This is a genomic window from Photobacterium ganghwense (assembly GCF_017329545.1).
Lineage (GTDB): Bacteria > Pseudomonadota > Gammaproteobacteria > Enterobacterales > Vibrionaceae > Photobacterium > Photobacterium ganghwense.
Map to the genome: position 1 here is coordinate 349,830 of NZ_CP071326.1, position 16,056 is coordinate 365,885.

17 protein-coding genes are annotated in these 16,056 nt (G+C 46.6%); 9 read left to right on the forward strand and 8 right to left on the reverse strand.

The genetic code is table 11. The annotated features are described in order from the left end of the window. Window positions 1-3 precede the first annotated feature (3 nt). From cysW to FH974_RS17555, 4 genes are all read right to left on the reverse strand, one after another. Complete coding sequence (cysW, locus tag FH974_RS17540) at window positions 4-834, reverse strand: sulfate ABC transporter permease subunit CysW (RefSeq protein ID WP_207104218.1); 831 nt, start codon at window positions 832-834, stop codon at window positions 4-6. Between the two features lie 41 nt (window positions 835-875). After that, window positions 876-1,724 (reverse strand): sulfate ABC transporter permease subunit CysT, encoded by an 849-nt coding sequence (gene cysT / locus FH974_RS17545; protein ID WP_207103985.1) that lies wholly within the window; start codon window positions 1,722-1,724, stop codon window positions 876-878. Beyond that, a complete protein-coding gene (locus FH974_RS17550; protein ID WP_207103986.1) occupies window positions 1,725-2,741 on the reverse strand; it encodes a sulfate ABC transporter substrate-binding protein in 1,017 nt (338 codons plus the stop codon). 196 nt (window positions 2,742-2,937) lie between these two features. Beyond that, window positions 2,938-3,513 (reverse strand): RBBP9/YdeN family alpha/beta hydrolase, encoded by a 576-nt coding sequence (locus tag FH974_RS17555; RefSeq protein ID WP_207103987.1) that lies wholly within the window; start codon window positions 3,511-3,513, stop codon window positions 2,938-2,940. A 228-nt stretch (window positions 3,514-3,741) separates the two neighbouring features. Between FH974_RS17555 and FH974_RS17560 the strand changes: the two genes are divergently transcribed. Next, on the forward strand, window positions 3,742-4,719 hold the full coding sequence (locus tag FH974_RS17560) for a sigma-54 interaction domain-containing protein (RefSeq protein ID WP_207103988.1): 978 nt from the start codon (window positions 3,742-3,744) through the stop codon (window positions 4,717-4,719). Between the two features lie 257 nt (window positions 4,720-4,976). Here FH974_RS17560 and FH974_RS17565 read toward each other — a convergent pair whose 3' ends face one another. From FH974_RS17565 to aptA, 3 genes are all read right to left on the reverse strand, one after another. Beyond that, window positions 4,977-5,495: an RNA methyltransferase gene (locus tag FH974_RS17565; RefSeq protein ID WP_207103989.1), complete on the reverse strand. Its 519-nt coding sequence runs from the start codon at window positions 5,493-5,495 to the stop codon at window positions 4,977-4,979. Window positions 5,496-5,913: 418 nt separating this feature from the next. Next, complete coding sequence (locus FH974_RS17570; protein WP_207103990.1) at window positions 5,914-7,410, reverse strand: CoA-acylating methylmalonate-semialdehyde dehydrogenase; 1,497 nt, start codon at window positions 7,408-7,410, stop codon at window positions 5,914-5,916. A gap of 24 nt (window positions 7,411-7,434) precedes the next feature. After that, window positions 7,435-8,775 (reverse strand): omega-aminotransferase AptA, encoded by a 1,341-nt coding sequence (gene aptA / locus FH974_RS17575; protein WP_207103991.1) that lies wholly within the window; start codon window positions 8,773-8,775, stop codon window positions 7,435-7,437. 83 nt (window positions 8,776-8,858) lie between these two features. On the opposite strand from aptA, the gene FH974_RS17580 reads away from it, so the two are divergent. The 8 genes from FH974_RS17580 (at window position 8,859) to FH974_RS17615 (ending at window position 15,642) form a co-directional block, all read left to right on the forward strand. Continuing rightward, on the forward strand, window positions 8,859-9,773 hold the full coding sequence (locus FH974_RS17580) for a LysR family transcriptional regulator (protein ID WP_207103992.1): 915 nt from the start codon (window positions 8,859-8,861) through the stop codon (window positions 9,771-9,773). Between the two features lie 459 nt (window positions 9,774-10,232). Continuing rightward, window positions 10,233-11,657, forward strand: coding sequence for an aldehyde dehydrogenase family protein (locus FH974_RS17585; protein WP_207103993.1), 1,425 nt, complete (start codon window positions 10,233-10,235; stop codon window positions 11,655-11,657). A 21-nt stretch (window positions 11,658-11,678) separates the two neighbouring features. Continuing rightward, window positions 11,679-12,932, forward strand: a complete 1,254-nt coding sequence (locus FH974_RS17590; RefSeq protein WP_207103994.1) for an amine dehydrogenase large subunit — start codon at window positions 11,679-11,681, stop codon at window positions 12,930-12,932. A 2-nt stretch (window positions 12,933-12,934) separates the two neighbouring features. After that, a complete protein-coding gene (locus tag FH974_RS17595; RefSeq protein WP_207103995.1) occupies window positions 12,935-13,471 on the forward strand; it encodes a MauE/DoxX family redox-associated membrane protein in 537 nt (178 codons plus the stop codon). Window position 13,472: 1 nt separating this feature from the next. Beyond that, window positions 13,473-14,090 (forward strand): redoxin domain-containing protein, encoded by a 618-nt coding sequence (locus FH974_RS17600; protein WP_207103996.1) that lies wholly within the window; start codon window positions 13,473-13,475, stop codon window positions 14,088-14,090. Continuing rightward, entirely contained in the window at window positions 14,090-14,599 is a 510-nt protein-coding gene (locus FH974_RS17605) for a methylamine dehydrogenase light chain (RefSeq protein WP_047884723.1), read from the forward strand. Before FH974_RS17600 ends, FH974_RS17605 begins: the two co-directional genes overlap by 1 nt. Next, window positions 14,599-15,066, forward strand: a complete 468-nt coding sequence (locus FH974_RS17610; protein WP_207103997.1) for a cytochrome c family protein — start codon at window positions 14,599-14,601, stop codon at window positions 15,064-15,066. The genes FH974_RS17605 and FH974_RS17610 overlap by 1 nt, the downstream gene beginning before the upstream one ends. Continuing rightward, entirely contained in the window at window positions 15,067-15,642 is a 576-nt protein-coding gene (locus FH974_RS17615) for a c-type cytochrome (protein WP_207103998.1), read from the forward strand. 191 nt (window positions 15,643-15,833) lie between these two features. On the opposite strand, the gene FH974_RS17620 is transcribed toward FH974_RS17615, so the two are convergent. Further along, window positions 15,834-16,040: a hypothetical protein gene (locus FH974_RS17620; RefSeq protein ID WP_207103999.1), complete on the reverse strand. Its 207-nt coding sequence runs from the start codon at window positions 16,038-16,040 to the stop codon at window positions 15,834-15,836. Window positions 16,041-16,056 lie beyond the last annotated feature (16 nt).

Genomic DNA, 16,056 nt, shown 5'->3' on the forward strand with positions numbered 1-16,056 from the left:
AAATTACTTCTCCCGGTGCTGGTTTCTTTGCAAAATTTCTTTGATGACAAGGGTGACGATCGCTAATAACGCGAGTAAGGAGGCACAGGCAAATGCCGCGGTGAACTGATATTCGTTGTAGACCACTTCAACATGCAGCGGCAGCGTGTTTGTTAAGCCGCGAATATGGCCGGAAACGACAGAAACCGCACCGAAATCCCCCATCGCACGTGCGTTACACAAAATGACGCCGTAAAGCAGGGCCCATTTGATATTGGGTAACGTAATACTGTAGAAAATCCGCCAGCCAGAAGCGCCTAATACTCTGGCGGCCTCTTCCTCATCGGTCCCTTGTGATTGCATTAATGGGATCAGTTCACGGGCAATAAACGGGAAAGTGACGAAAACCGTTGCCAGGACAATACCAGGAACAGAAAACACAATATGAATCCCCGCACTTGCCAGTGCATCGCCAAACCAGCCTTCACTGCCGAACAGCAGAATAAAGATCAGGCCGGCAATGACGGGGCTAACGGAAAATGGTAGATCAATCAATGTCATCAGCAGACGTTTACCTACAAATTCAAACTTGGTTACCGACCAAGCAGCAGCTAAACCAAATATCAGGTTTAAAGGCACAGCAATGGCAGCAACGAGCAGAGTCAGTTTGATGGCTGACAGCGCATCCGGTTCTGTGATTGAGGCCAGATAGACATGCCATCCGGAACGGAACGCTTCATACATCACCATCAAAAGGGGCAGAATGAGGGTGGCGGTCACAAACACCAACGCGATGGTCGTTAAAGTTGTTCTTACCCAGTTCTGTTCGGTTATTGCTGACGGGTGCACCTTCATCGTCGGTCTTGGAGAAATAAGAGATTGAGTCGTGTTCTGTGTCATGCCATGACTCCCTGATGTTTTTTATCTCGTCGTTCCAGCCAGCTTTGCAGACTGTTGATGACAAACAGCATCACCAGCGAAAAACTCAACATGGCACAGGCAATAGCTGTCGCGCCGGGGTAATCGAACTGTTCCAGTTTGGTGACGATAAGCAATGGGGTAATCTCGGAGACGAAGGGGAGATTACCGGCGATAAAAATGACCGAGCCATATTCACCCACTCCGCGGGCGAAGGCTAAGGCAAAGCCAGTCAGCAGCGAGGGAAATAAATGAGGAAGAATAACGTGGCGAACGGTATACCAACGATTTGCGCCTAATGCGGCCGCGGCTTCTTCCAGCTCCTGCTCAAAATCTTCCAAAATTGGCTGCACGGTTCTAACCACAAAGGGAAAACCGATGAAGATCAATGCCAGCGTGATCCCCAAAGGTGTGTAGGCAACTTTAATCCCCGCTTGGAGTAAAGGCGCACCGATTGGCCCATTGGGGCCATAAATCGCGACCAATGCAATGCCCGCGACAGCGGTCGGCAAGGCAAAAGGCAGATCAATCAGCGCATCAACAATGCGTTTCCCGCGGAAGGAGTAGCGGACTAATACCCACGCGACTAATGAGCCGAATAACAGGTTGATCAACGCAGCCACAAAAGCCGCGCCGAACGTCAGTTGATATGAAGCAACGACCTGCGGATGAGAGACCACGTCCCAGAATTGTGACCAGCTGAGTGTCATGGTTTTGCTGACCAGAGCGGCCATCGGGAGTAAAACAATCAGCCCCAGATAAAACAGGGTGTACCCCAGGCTCAGAGAAAGCCCGGGAATCACCGAATATTGCTTGAAACCTTTCATTTATTTCTGCCCTGGCTGATAAATTTCATCAAATATCCCACCATCACTGAAATGTGTTTTCTGTGCGTTTTGCCAACCTCCAAATTCGTCATCGATAGTGATGAGATGCACATCAGGGAAACGGGCTAAATCGTGCTTATCTGCATATTGAGGGTTAACCGGACGGTAGAAATGTGCCGCTGCGAGCTTTTGTGCTTGCGGGCTGTATAGGTATTCAAGGTAAGCTTGCGCTTCCTTAGCTACCCCATGTTGCTCGGCATTGCTATCGACAACGGTAACAGGAGGTTGGGCAAGAATACTGATTGACGGCACCACAATTTCAAAGTCACTGGCACCTTGCAGTTTTTCGGTCGTCAGCAGAGCTTCGTTTTCCCAGGTAAGCAGCACATCCCCAATACCGTTACGAACGAATGTATTGGTCGCCCCCCGTGCACCGGAGTCGAGAACTGGCGCTTGTCGGTATAGGTCACCGACAAATTGGCGGATTTTGGTTTCATCCCCTGCATACTGTTTTGCAGCGTATGCCCACGCTGCCAGGTAGTTCCATCGCGCGCCACCCGATGTTTTAGGGTTGGGAGTAACTACGGCGACGCCGGGTTTGATCAAATCATCCCAGTCCCGAATGTTTTTGGGATTGCCTTTACGGACCAGAAAAACAATCGTTGATGTGTAAGGCGCGCTGGCATGAGGTAGTTTGGCCTGCCAGTTTCGCGAGAAGGAATCTGTTCGCTCCTGAACAGCATCAATGTCGAAGGCCAGCGCAAGCGTCAGGATGTCGGCTTTCAGGCCGTCAATCACCGCACGAGCCTGTTTCCCTGAGCCACCGTGAGACTGGCGTATCTGCACATCTATCCCGGTTTTGGCTTTGTAATCCTGACTGAAGCTTTGGTTAAACTCTCGATAAAATTCCCGGGTTGGGTCGTAAGACACATTCAACAGTGTTTTTGTTTCAGCCCAAAGTTGTCCGCTAAATCCGGTTAACGCAGCAAGTAAAGCAATTCCCACTACTTTTTTCATAACAATTCCTTCTTTTCTAATGATGTGGTGTCGACAATGTCGACACCACACATACAAAACAAGAAATATGCCAAAATTTAAGTTGTTGAAATACAATAGAAAAAATAGTTTGGTTCTATAAGTGCTAAATTTTTATAACTAAAAAACAGTGAGATATCGTAGTTTTTCACTGAAAAAGGAGCGCAGTCGCGTGACTCTACTTAGTTGCTGTTGTCTCTGTAGTAGCAATGAGGTTATCTAGCAGGCTTTTGATTTTGGGATATGGACCGTGCCCGGATTCAATATTGATATGTCCCACGTAACCAGCGTTGTGGAATCGCACTCCCCACCGTACTGCGAGTTCATGGGCATCCGGATAAGCTAGCCAGGGATCGTTTTGGGAAGCGATGATCAGCCCTGTCACCCCAAGCGGAGAGCTTGGTAGACTATCTGAAATTGAAGGTGATGTTGGGTAGTGAGTGATATGTCCCTGTTCTGTGAAACGGTGAGGTGAAGCGGGGGCAACAAGCAAAGCGGCATTCACCTGTCTCTTATGTTTTGCAATGGCATGCGCAGCAGCAAGACAGCCAAAACTATGGGCCACGAGAGTGACAGGTTCGTTTTGTTGAACCAGATAGCGCTCAATTTCTTCGGACCAGGTTGAGAGTATAGGTTGATTGACGTTTACTGATTTCAATCTGTCACTATTCGGATAGTGCCCCTCAAGCCATGTTTGCCAGTGGCCTGCAGGGCTTCCTTTATATCCCGGGACGATAAGAATTTTACCTTTCATAAGCCGTATCCTGATAATGAGTTGAGCCTGTTAGCTATCAGAATGTGTGCCATTGATTGAGTATCGCCAAGGGGTATTTTCAAGGTATTGAAATACAATGAAAATTTTATAACTCAAAAGCGTTCATATAACCATTTATTCAATAAAGTAATAAAAAATCATTTATAAATAACATTTATCCCTTTTAATCTAACTGAAAAGCCATGAGTTTTTTTATAAAGGGAAATCATGATTGTCGGCCATGACAAGGGACTAAAACGTGCAATCCGTGAGGTCGATTTAGTTGCGCAAACGGACTCTACGGCATTAATACTGGGTGAGACCGGGTCAGGTAAAGAGCTTATCGCCCGTTATATCCATCAACACTCTGCAAGGGGTCACAGCAGTTTTATTCGTGTTAACTGCGGTGCGATTCCGGCCGAATTAATTGATTCTGAGTTATTCGGGCATGAAAAAGGCAGTTTTACAGGGGCGGCATCTCAAAAGAAAGGCTGGTTTGAAAGAGCCACTGGCGGGACACTTTTTTTAGATGAAATCGGTGAGCTGAGCTTAGCAGCGCAAGTTCGTTTACTCAGGGTACTTCAGGAAAGCACGCTGACCCGTGTGGGTGGCGAGAGGGAGATTGACGTTGATGTCAGGATTGTGGCTGCAACGCATCGAAACTTAGAAGAGTCGGTTAAAGAGGGGCAATTTCGTGAAGATCTCTGGTTTCGAATCAATGTATTTCCTATTCGGTTGCCATCGTTGCGGGAAAGAGAAGAAGATATCGCCGATTTAACCGAACACTTTGCCCGAAAAGCCTCAGAAAAGCTCGGTTTACCGTTAGCGTTACCCACGGCGCAGCAAATCAATTACCTGAAAAAATACAATTGGCCCGGTAATGTCCGTGAGCTTCAGGTTATTGTCGAGAGAGCTGCAATACTGGGGCAGGGTAATTTTCTGGCGATTGAAGAATCGTTGGTGCTTCCTCTGCCTTCACTGGACCGTGGCGCTTGCGCTGTACCTCAGGTTTACAGTCGAACTCAAGTTTCAACGGAATTTCTGACATTAAATGAAGCATTAAAACTGCATATAACGAAAGCGTTGGTTCATTGTCGTGGGCGTGTTGAGGGACCATTTGGTGCCGCACAATTATTGGCTATTAACCCAAATACACTGCGTTCAAAAATTAAGGCGTTAGGCATTAATAAGGCAACGATACGGTAGTAAATCTATTCATAAACTCCGGTGTTGATGTGATTGATTAAATTCAGGGTATCTATCAACGGGATAAAAACATTTGGGTTTTAAATAAACGGCATACCATTAAACAGATAAACAGATAAACAGATAAACAGATAAACAGATAAACAGATAAACAGATAAATAGCTCTGTGATCCCTTGGGTGCTTATCGGTGTTAAACAGAAGGGGGCGGAAATGGTTGCCCCCTAATAGCGATGTCGCGACTACATCGCTGTATTTTTAGGCGTCGTTTCTGACTTTTAACCTGTTCTTGTTGTCTCGGTTGGCGATAACTTGCTGGTGGTCATCAACCATACCCGCTGTTTTAGCTAAGCGGTCATACAATAAAACATTGACGGTCGCGGCGAGGTTCATGCAGCCGTTGGTCGGTACGTACACAACATGCGTCGCTTTATCGACAACCTCTTGCGGCAAAGAGCCGTCTTCGGGGCCAAACAGATAGATGGCTTTTTTCGGGTGGGTAAACGAAGGCAGTGCGGTGGCACCGACAACCAGTTCTACACACACGATCTCTACGTCCTCATTAAGTCCGGCAGTGAGATCATCCATCTCAACTAACTCAATGCGTTCATGCGTTTTTTGTGTATCGGTTTGGAATTTTGCTGCGCGGTTGTAGCGCGTGCCGTTATAGCGCACTTGTGTGGCGTCATAACAGCCTGCGGCTCGCATCACGGCTCCAACGTTGGTCGGGCTTTTCGGGTTGTACAGTCCAATAATGACCGTTGACTGTGTTGTCATTGCTGTTGTGCTACTTATGGTTTTCTTTGGTTAGAGTCATAAACTCGCGAGTGGCGGTATTATCGCTCTTTTTAACACAAAGACAAAAGAGCCTTTAACTAGGAAGCTTCCAGTTAAAGGCTCTTAAAAGGAGCGGATTAAGCCTGAAGGGTTCGGCTTTGCTGACTAAACTGCAATTAATAAGCGTCAATTAAGCGCTAGGTTACACACTAAAAAATTGGTCTACATGTTTCACCAACATGCTGGTGCACAGAATCGCTCAACAAAACCCTCATAGCGAACAACGAGTCAAACGTTGGCACAGCCTTTCTAAAAGTATGAGCCTCTTCTGAGTGAGGCTCAGTTAGTACGTCATAACTAAACGCACTTCCCCCAGCGCCAACGCTGGGAGAAGTGTGAATAGCCAAGGATACAAACGCTATTTATTACTAGGGAAAGCAAATTGCGCGGTTTCGTTAGATTGTGGCTTTGGCCATTTTTGAGTAATGGATTTACGGCGCGTGTAAAAACGCACACCGTCAGGGCCATAGGCATGCAGATCGCCAAACAACGAACGTTTCCAGCCGCCAAAGCTATGGTAAGCCACAGGCACCGGAAGCGGCACATTAACGCCTACCATGCCGGCTTCCACTTCATCACAGAAGATCTCTGCCGTTTCACCATCGCGTGTAAATATACAGGTTCCGTTTCCAAATTCGTGTTCGTTAATGAGCTGAATACCTTCTTCAAGGGACTTCACGCGAACCACACACAGCACAGGGCCAAAAATTTCATCGGTGTAAATCTTCATATCGGGCGTCACTTTATCGAACAAGCTGCCACCAATGAAGTAGCCGGTAGAGAAGTCAGGGACCGACAGGCCTCGGCCATCCACGACTAGTTCAGCGCCTGCCTCAACACCGCCTGCGATATAACCAGAGATCTTCGCCAGATGCTCTTTGGCAATCACTGGACCCATATCAACAGAATCTTGTGTATAAGCACCGACCCGCAGTTCTTGAATCAAAGGCGTCAGTTCCTTCACCAGATTATCTGCCACTTCATCACCCACGCAGACGGCAACAGAAATCGCCATGCAGCGCTCACCACACGAACCAAATGCCGCACCCATGAGGGCATTGACGGTACTCGAGACTTCTGCATCCGGCATGATGATCGCGTGGTTTTTAGCCCCGCCAAGTGCCTGAACACGCTTGCCGCGTTTGGTGCCTTCAGAGTAAATGTATTCAGCAACAGGGGTTGAGCCAACGAAGCTCATCGCTTTTACTTCTGGTGCCTCGATTAAAGCATCGACGACCTCTTTTCCACCATTAACCAGATTCAACACGCCACTTGGCAGCCCTGCTTTATGTAATAGTTCAACAATGAACAGGGTTGACGCTGGCACCTTCTCTGACGGCTTAAGAATGAAACAGTTACCGCAAACAATCGCCAGTGGGTACATCCAAAGCGGGACCATCGCCGGGAAGTTAAATGGCGTGATACCGGCAACAATACCGACAGGCTTGTGGTCACTCCACGCGTTAATACCCGGCCCGGTTCCTCTGGTGTATTCGCCTTTTAGCAGCTCTGGTGCGCCACAGGCGTATTCAACATTCTCAATCCCACGCTGAAGCTCGCCCAGCGAATCTTCGATTGTCTTACCGTGTTCTTCACTGATCAAACGCGCGATTTGGTCTTGGTTTTCTTCCAATAGCTGCTTGAATGCAAACATGACTCGCGCTCTTTTCAGCGGTGGCGTTTTGCTCCATGCCGGGTAGGCACGCTTCGCCGCTACTACCGCCTGCTGAACTGTTTCTGTCGTGCCCATTTCAATCTGGCGAATTGACTCGCCCGTCGCAGGGTTATAAACATCGATGGTTGTGCCTGAGTGGGAAACTGTCTCTCCGGCAATAAAATGCGAAATAACGTCCATGATCTGACTTCCTTTGCTTAATTTTTAATTTAGTTGATTCAATGTTTCGTAAACCGCGTCAAATAAACGCTCAAGGTCATCGGCTTTAGCATTAAACGTCGGACCAAATTGAATCGTGTCGCCGCCTGAGCGAACATAAAATCCTTTTTCCCACAGTGACAATGTACATTCGAACGGTCGAACGGTTGGATCATTGTCTCTTGGGGCAATCTGAATTGCGCCGGCGAGGCCACAGTTTCGGATGTCGATAACATGGTTAGCGCCTTGAATGGCGTGCAACTTGTTTTCGAAAATAGGCGCAAGTTCACGCGACTGCTGAATTAGTGCGTCTTTTTCTAACAGATCCAATGTGGCTAAACCTGCGGCACACGCGACCGGATGGGCGGAGTAGGTGTAACCATGTGCAAATTCAATCATGTGAGGCGGTAAATCCTGCTCCATAAAGGCCTGGTAGATTTCATGGGATGTGATCACTGCGCCCATCGGGATTGCACCGTTGGTCAGCTGCTTGGCTGTGTTCATGATATCCGGCGTCACGCCAAAGTACTCCGCACCACTCCAGCAACCCATTCGCCCGTAGGCGGTAATGACTTCATCAAAGATCAGCAGGATGTCATGCTGGTCACAAATTTCACGCAGACGTTGTAGGTAACCTGTCGGCGGTACAATTACGCCTGCTGAGCCTGACATGGGTTCAACAATAATGGCTGCGATATTGGATGCGTCATGCAGTTCAATGAGTTTCAAAAACTCATTTGCAAGTTCTACACCACCGGTGTCCGCACAGCCTTTTGTGAAGGCTAAATCAGGCTGCAATGTGTGGGGAATATGATCAGCATCGACTAACTGGCCGAAGGTTTTTCTGTTACCGCCGATACCGCCCAAGCTGGTGCCACCAAAGTTAACGCCATGGTAACCACGCGCCCGGCCGATGAGTTTAGTTTTCGATGCTTTGCCTTTTACACGCCAATAGGCTCTGGCCAGTTTTAATGACGTATCAGCGCATTCCGAGCCTGAACCGGTGAACAGAACATGGTCTAATCCCTCAGGCATTTTCTCGACGATTTTCTCTGCCAGCTTAAAGGAAAGCTCATGGCCAAATTGGAACGCAGGTGAGTAATCCAGCGTGCCCATTTGTTCAGAGACCGCCTTTTGAATTTCTTGGCGACCGTGTCCGGCACCACATGTCCATAATCCAGATAGCGAGTCGTAAATATCTCGGCCACTTGCATCTTTCAGCCAAGACCCTTGGGCTTGAGTGATGATGCGTGGGGTTTGGTGAAAGCTGCGATTGGAAGTGAAGGCCATCCAATGAGCAGAAAGATCTGTCTCTAGTCCATCTTGTGCAAATTTATATTTACTCATCGTTATGTCGTCCTTGTATTGACTGGACTTATTTTTATCACATGAGTATGTTTAGAAAATTATAAATATACTGTACGTTGGTTATGAAAAAACTCAACAATAGAAGCAAAAGCATCATTAACCAGATCACCGACTTTGACGTCAAATTGATCCGCCTTTTTAAAACGGTGGTTGAGTGTGGCAGCTATACCGCAGCAGAACCTGTTCTCGGTATTACTAAGTCGGCGATATCGCTACAAATGAGTGACCTTGAGAAACGCTTGAACATGAAGCTGTGTCATCGAGGCAGAGGGGGCATTACTCTGACCGATGAAGGCGAAGCGGTACTGGAGTCTGCCGACATCCTCCTTGCTTCGATTGAACAGTTCCGAAATGACGTTAACCAAATCAATAATGAACTGCGTGGTGAACTCAATATCGCACTGGTTAACAATCTGGTGACCCAGCCTCATATGAAAATCACCCGCGCGCTCAAGCACATCCGCAAGATGAGTGAAAAAATAAACATCAACATCACGATGTCGATGCCGGCAGATATAGAAAAAGGGTTAATCGATGGCCGGTTTCATGTGGGCGCATTCCCGACCAATAACAAAAGTAACAACTTTGACTACCGAGCCTTGTATAGCGAAAACTATTTCCTGTACTGCAGCCATGAGCATCCTTTTTTTTCTGAAAGCGATCAGGAAATTGAATGCCTTAAGCACACCAATGCAGTGATAACGCGACACAGAATGTCTCCAGAAGTCAGCGATCTGTATCAGCAGTTAAAATGCACGGCCACGGCGTCTGACCATGAAGGCATCGCATTTCTCATATTAACAGGCACTTATATTGGCTTTCTTCCGCAACACTATGCTGACTATTGGTGTGCGAAAGGGCAAATGCGTCCCTTGTTTCCTGAGGTTTTTAACTTCAGTTCTGATATTTCACTGGTTACCAAAAGCGGATTAAAGCACAACCAAATCATCAATAAGTTCATAGAACTCATTGAGTAATAAAGAATAATAGTGAGAAACAGAGGGAATGTTTTTAATGAATAACGTCTAGAGGCGTGGCGCGTGTGCTGAATGTCTGAGAAGTTCTGTACCAGCCATGACCAGCACAAACGTTAACTGTCGCCTGTCACCTACTGGCAAAGCAATACTTTCTGTCATTGTATCTGAATTCTTCCATACAAAGCTTTGCATATGCCTCTTGGCATCTAAAGCTTTTAATATGAATCGCTACACTTATTTCACTTCCAAACATCCCCAAAATACTGCCACAAAAATCACACTGGAAACATTTTTATAACAAAAGTGATACATCTTTGTTGTTTTTTGAAATGATGCGAATTACTTTTGTTTTAGGCTGAATGATAATTTTTCTTCTTATGATGCCTTTGTGTACAGGGAGTGCATGGTTTTTAAGAATCATGCTGAAGTCGTTAAATCGGATTCATATGGGATGAAGTAATGCGAAATTTTTCTATGACAATAAATGGTGAACAGGTTTCTGCTACAGAATCATTGTCTGTGATAAATCCTGCAACAGAAGAGGCATTTGCACGTTGTGCGCTGGGCAGTCGGGAACATGTTGAGCTGGCCGTACAGGCGGCATCTCGCGCGTTTAAGCCGTGGAGTGCTCTGGAAGATAGCGTTCGCGTGGATAAAATTAATGCGCTTGCATCGCTGCTTGAAGCAAACATGGCGGAATTGACACAGCTGGTGACTCAGGAAACGGGTAAACCTGTTAATGGATTGAATGGAATTGGATCCATCATGGAAGTCGGAGCGTCTGTCGCCTGGACGCAATATACCGGCAGTTTGTCTCTTGGCAATGAAATCATTGAAGATTCTGAAATTGCTAAAGTCGAAGTCGTTCGCCAGCCATTAGGCGTTGTAGCATCGATTACACCTTGGAACTGGCCGTTGATGATTGCTATCTGGCATGTCATTCCTGCATTGCGAGCCGGTAATACCGTGGTGATGAAGCCTTCACCCCTGACGCCAATTGCGACGCTGCGCTTTGTTGAACTGGCAAACTCCATTCTTCCTCCAGGCGTACTAAACGTCATTACTGGTGATGCCGACGTGGGTGAGACACTGGTGACACATCCTGGTGTCAGCAAAATTGTGTTCACTGGCTCAACCCAAACGGGTAAGCACATCATGCAGTCGGCATCAGCCAGTCTAAAGCGCCTGACACTTGAACTCGGCGGCAATGACGCAGGTATTGTTTTCCCTGATGCGAAGGTCGAGAACATTGCCGAGAAGCTGTTCACTGCGGCTTTTCATAATAATGGCCAGACCTGTGCCTGTTTGAAGCGCTTATATGTGCATGAAAGCCTTTTCGATGACGTTTGTATAGCGCTTACCAAAATGGCACAGGCAGTGAAAGTCGGCGATGGAATGCTTGATGAGACTCAGTTGGGTCCACTTCAAAATGAAGTTCAATTCAATAAAGTCTGTCAGCTAGTTCAGGAATCCGTTGAGAATGGCGCGACGGTTCTTGCAGGCGGGAAGCCAATCGAAGGGAAAGGCTACTTCTTTGAGCCAACCATTCTTATCGATGTACATAACGGGATGCCAATTGTTGATGAAGAACAGTTTGGTCCTGTACTGCCCATCATCAAATATTCAGATATTGAACAGGCGATTCAGTTTGCCAATGCCTCTCCGTATGGGCTTGGCGCATCACTTTGGACCAGTGATGTGGAGCAGGCTCAACGTGTTGCTCAAGACATTGAAAGTGGTTCCGTTTGGATTAATGACCATGGTGCGATTCAGCCGAATGCGCCATTCGGTGGCGTTAAACAGTCAGGTTTAGGCGTGGAATTTGGTGAGTATGGGTTGCATGAATATGTTTCTTTGAAAACCGTCAAAGTGTGTAAAGCATAATTTTATTCAGGGAAGAATGAAATGAACCAAAGTAATTTACTGAAATGGAGTTTATGTCTTCTTGGGGCTCTGCAACTTGCAGCGTGTAGCAGTAACCAAGAAGTCAGTGCTGGTAGTGACGAAAGTTCGGCTACCCAGCAGGCCACACACCAAGTCACACAACCGGTCACGCCAAATAGCTCCCTGCCTAGCTTACCGATTGAGACGGTCGGTAAAGTAGAAAGGCTGCCAAAAGCCTTTCCGGAGAGCTGGATCTATGTCGACGAAACCAGTTTTTCGAGTATGTTTGGCGGCAAAATGATTTTGATGGATGCCCTTGAGCCAACGCATAGTAAGCGTATTAAAGGGATGGTCGATAAAAGTCTGATTGGTAACTTTCTCACGGCACAGAAAAGAAATGAATTCTACGTGGTGGAAAGTTTCCATGAGAGAGGAAGTCGGGGAAAGAAGACAGACTGGTTAGTTATTTACAATAAAGAGACATTGGCACCGGTGAAAGAAGTGCAATTAACGAAGACGCGTCTGATGGCTCTACCCAGAAGACACGCGATGGCAATGTCGCCTGATGAGCGTTTTCTTTATATCGCAAACTTCAGCCCGGCGGCATCTTTTACCGTCTATGACTTAGAACTGCGCAAAATTGTCGGCTCTATTGATACACCAGGGTGTGTGCTGACTTTTGCTACGGGGCAACGCAGCATTACCTCGCTATGTAGTAATGGCGCATTATTGACAACGGTTTTGAATAAAGACGGCAGTAAACAGCGACAAGAGTTTGTGGCCCCGTTTTTTGACACCGACAAAACGCCTATTTTTGAAAGACCCGCCATTATTGATGGCATCGCTTATTTCCCTGGTTTTAAAGGTGAAGTCCATGAAGTGGACTTATCGGGTGAAGTGGCTCGATACCGAGGAAAGTGGAATCTGGTAACAGAGCAGGGCACCAATTGGCGTCCGGGCGGATTGGCATTAACCGACTCAGATGACCAGGGCTTGTTTTACGTGATCATGAATCCGGAAGGATTTGATGGCTCTCAAACCCACGGCGGTTCACAAGTTTGGGTGTTCGATGTGAATACCAAAGCGCGTATCAGAACGATAGATGCACCTAATTGGGCGGTATCGATGTCAGTTACCCGCGGTGAAAATCCAGCCCTTGTTGTGACGAACGGTGAGATGAATCTTGATGTTATTGACTCCAAAACTGGCGCACTAATCCAAACGCTGTCTGATTTTGGGAATATCACACCGCTCGTTGTGCATAAGGCGTATTAACCATGATTGAAAAAGTGTTATCAGATAGCAGTGCGCTCTTTTTATTTTGGTTGTTTGCCAGTGCGGGCTTCGGAAAATTAAAACCAGAAAATCGACAATATTATTCTTCACTGATATCCGATTATTTTGGCGCAGTGGGTGAGAAGTTTGGTTTCATTGTTTTATTGGTTGGTAGCCTGGAAATAGTATCCGGATTTCTGATGCTATCGCCAGCTACTCGACATATCGGTACGGCTTTCATCTTGATTCTGTTAGCTGCCTATCTGTCATTAATGATTTATCAGATATACCAAGGGAAAGTTAATCAGGATTGTGGTTGTGCAGGACCACATTCCAATATCAAGGTAGGCATTGAAACCATAACAAGGAACGTTGTGTTATGTGGCATAGCGGCGTTATGTGCTTTACCGGCTGTCGGTGATTTTTATTTAACCTTTGGTTTGTCGCTCTGCTTATCACTATTTATGGCGCTGACTTATCTGAGTGCTGAAAAAACAATTTCTAACTTACAAAAATCGAAATTATTACAGGGAAGATAAAATGGACATTATGGATATTTCAATGGTGTTGTTGTGGATTGTTGTTATTGCACAATCCCTGATCATCTACGCATTATTACGTCAGGTGGGTATTTTGTTTGAGCGTGTTGCACCTGCCGGGGCACTTGCAATGAATCAAAAGCTCGAAGTCGGCCAAAAAGCGCCGGAGATGTCATTGCAAACCATCAACAAAAAACTGATTAACATCGGTGGCAGTCAGAGCGGAAAGTCCCAGTTGGTTTTCTTTTTGTCGCCAGATTGCCCTGTCTGTAAAACATTGCTTCCGGCACTGAAGTCGGCGTCTAAGCATGAGTCTGAATGGCTTGATGTGGTACTGGCAAGTGACGGTGACAAAGTAGACCATCAGTCGTTCATTGATAGGTCTCAGCTCAGCGCATTTCCTTACGTGGTATCAGAACTGCTGGGGAAAAGTTTTGGGGTTTCAAAACTGCCATATGCCGTACTTCTTGACGAAAAAGGGATGATTGCGTCGATGGGTATCATTAATTCCCGAGAGCACTTAGACAGCTTATTTGAAGCAAAAGAACGCCGCGTTGCTTCAATTCAGGACTATATGCAAGGAAAAACGACTGAGAACCAATTTGTGGAGGTGAAATAATGCGTTTCTTTGACAAGTTTTTTGAAAAGTCTGCTCGTAGTGCTGCTCAAACCAGCTCCCGTCGTGGTGCAATGAAAAAGCTGGGAGGAATGCTGGTCGGTGGGGCAGCCATTCCATTGCTTCCTGTCGCCCGGGCGGCTGAAAAGCCGTCAGCACCCACCGAAATCGGGGACCCTTCATCCTGTGATTACTGGCGATATTGCGCCATTGATGGTTTCTTGTGTGACTGCTGTGGTGGATCAGCTAACTCATGTCCTCCCGGCACGGAAATGTCGCCGATCACCTGGATTGGTACCTGCCGTAACCCGGTAGATGGGAGAAATTATGTCATTTCCTACAATGACTGCTGCGGAAAATCACAGTGTGGAACGTGTTTATGTCAGCGTGATCAGGGGGATCGCCCGTTGTACCGCTCTGATAAGTCGAATGACGTGAACTGGTGTTTAGGTGCAAGTAGCTCTGTCTACCACTGCTCAACAGCAATAGTAGTAGGGATGGCTTTCGAATAATGAAGCACATAGTGACAAAGATCTGTGTATTGGCAGCACTTTTCTCAGTAAGCCATCAGTCGATGGCAAGCTCGGCTTTGTCTCCCAACGCGTTACCTAAAATTCGGTTTCAATATCAGATGTTTTGTCAGGGGTGCCATGTTGGTGATGGTCGTGGCGGAAAGGATGTGCCTGACATGCGAAATCATATTGGGACATTTTTATCGATTCCGGATGGCCGTCGCTACCTTATTCAGGTTCCTGGATCTGCTAATGCCGCGATTGGTGATGCAGATCTGGCGAATCTTATGAATTGGATTGTCACCGAATTCGGGGGAAGCAGCACACCGGATGATTTTATCCCCTACACCGGTGAAGAGGTGGGTGAGTTGCGAAAATCCCCATTAACCGAAGTGGTTGATTACCGAAAAATGTTGCTCCAAAAAATTGCGCTGAACAATGGGAATGTGACGGAAGAGAGGGAATAAATGAATTTTTTACAGAGGAAGTGGCCATTGTTTTTGTTGGGCGGGGTAGTGATTAATTTTAGCGTTGTGGGCTTGGCGTCTGCACAGTTAAAAGCACTGGAGACATGTGAAAGTTGTCATGGTGAAAATGTTGTCACTCAGGTGACGACCTACCCAATTTTGCATGGTCAAAAGCAAGGCTACCTTGAGAATCAACTGATCGCCTTTCGTGACGGAAGCCGAACAAACGAGGTGATGTCGGGAATAGTAAAAAATCTGAGTGATCATGAAATTCAAGCGTTAGCGGAGCATTACTCGGAGCAAAAGTTTATAAAAGCTGGGAAGGTGGCATCAGACAGACGCGGTGCTGACGTCAGGGCGCGTTGCGTTTCTTGCCATGGGTTGTCAGGCAATACCGTCAATACAGAATGGCCTAACTTACAGGGTCAGAACAGCGGTTATATTCTTAATCAGCTGAACAGCTTTGCAAACGGGGAGCGTAAGTCTGTCATTATGGAGCAGATAGCAAACGAGTTAACACCTGAGCAAAGAAAGTTAGTCGCTGTTTACTATGATCAGCAAAGCAGAACTGAGTAATCATTCTTTCTCATCGAAACAGCTGTCAGGACATGAGTGGCCCTAGACTATTCATGCGGTTCATAGGCATCCCATAGATTACAGGAATGGGTCATATGGGTGCCTATGACCGATAATGTTTACCCCTTTGTATAAACTGACAATCATACACAACCCACACGGATTGAAATGAAAGCAGCATAACTTTTTTATTAAAAATGCTTGTACAGATTCTCCTGCCGAATAAAGGCGTCTTTCCTCAAAGCGCCACAAAACTTGTCTCTTTCTAAATCAAGCCCTGAGCATTGATAACCAGAGGGCGCTCCTGTCTTGCCATAACAACTCATGGTGGCAAGTGATAGCTGATCCGACAGGGAGAGCTGATTGCACAGACACAGATTAAAGTGGAGCTTTTTCATTCAGCATCCATACTCA

What these genes read in the sequence shown, in the direction of transcription:
- cysW (WP_207104218.1), bottom strand. Translation starts at nt 834, where the DNA reads ATGAAGGTGCACCCGTCAGCAATAACCGAACAGAACTGGGTAAGAACA.
- cysT (WP_207103985.1), bottom strand. Translation starts at nt 1,724, where the DNA reads ATGAAAGGTTTCAAGCAATATTCGGTGATTCCCGGGCTTTCTCTGAGC.
- FH974_RS17550 (WP_207103986.1), bottom strand. Translation starts at nt 2,741, where the DNA reads ATGAAAAAAGTAGTGGGAATTGCTTTACTTGCTGCGTTAACCGGATTT.
- FH974_RS17555 (WP_207103987.1), bottom strand. Translation starts at nt 3,513, where the DNA reads ATGAAAGGTAAAATTCTTATCGTCCCGGGATATAAAGGAAGCCCTGCA.
- FH974_RS17560 (WP_207103988.1), top strand. Translation starts at nt 3,742, where the DNA reads ATGATTGTCGGCCATGACAAGGGACTAAAACGTGCAATCCGTGAGGTC.
- FH974_RS17565 (WP_207103989.1), bottom strand. Translation starts at nt 5,495, where the DNA reads ATGACAACACAGTCAACGGTCATTATTGGACTGTACAACCCGAAAAGC.
- FH974_RS17570 (WP_207103990.1), bottom strand. Translation starts at nt 7,410, where the DNA reads ATGGACGTTATTTCGCATTTTATTGCCGGAGAGACAGTTTCCCACTCA.
- aptA (WP_207103991.1), bottom strand. Translation starts at nt 8,775, where the DNA reads ATGAGTAAATATAAATTTGCACAAGATGGACTAGAGACAGATCTTTCT.
- FH974_RS17580 (WP_207103992.1), top strand. Translation starts at nt 8,859, where the DNA reads ATGAAAAAACTCAACAATAGAAGCAAAAGCATCATTAACCAGATCACC.
- FH974_RS17585 (WP_207103993.1), top strand. Translation starts at nt 10,233, where the DNA reads ATGCGAAATTTTTCTATGACAATAAATGGTGAACAGGTTTCTGCTACA.
- FH974_RS17590 (WP_207103994.1), top strand. Translation starts at nt 11,679, where the DNA reads ATGAACCAAAGTAATTTACTGAAATGGAGTTTATGTCTTCTTGGGGCT.
- FH974_RS17595 (WP_207103995.1), top strand. Translation starts at nt 12,935, where the DNA reads ATGATTGAAAAAGTGTTATCAGATAGCAGTGCGCTCTTTTTATTTTGG.
- FH974_RS17600 (WP_207103996.1), top strand. Translation starts at nt 13,473, where the DNA reads ATGGACATTATGGATATTTCAATGGTGTTGTTGTGGATTGTTGTTATT.
- FH974_RS17605 (WP_047884723.1), top strand. Translation starts at nt 14,090, where the DNA reads ATGCGTTTCTTTGACAAGTTTTTTGAAAAGTCTGCTCGTAGTGCTGCT.
- FH974_RS17610 (WP_207103997.1), top strand. Translation starts at nt 14,599, where the DNA reads ATGAAGCACATAGTGACAAAGATCTGTGTATTGGCAGCACTTTTCTCA.
- FH974_RS17615 (WP_207103998.1), top strand. Translation starts at nt 15,067, where the DNA reads ATGAATTTTTTACAGAGGAAGTGGCCATTGTTTTTGTTGGGCGGGGTA.
- FH974_RS17620 (WP_207103999.1), bottom strand. Translation starts at nt 16,040, where the DNA reads ATGAAAAAGCTCCACTTTAATCTGTGTCTGTGCAATCAGCTCTCCCTG.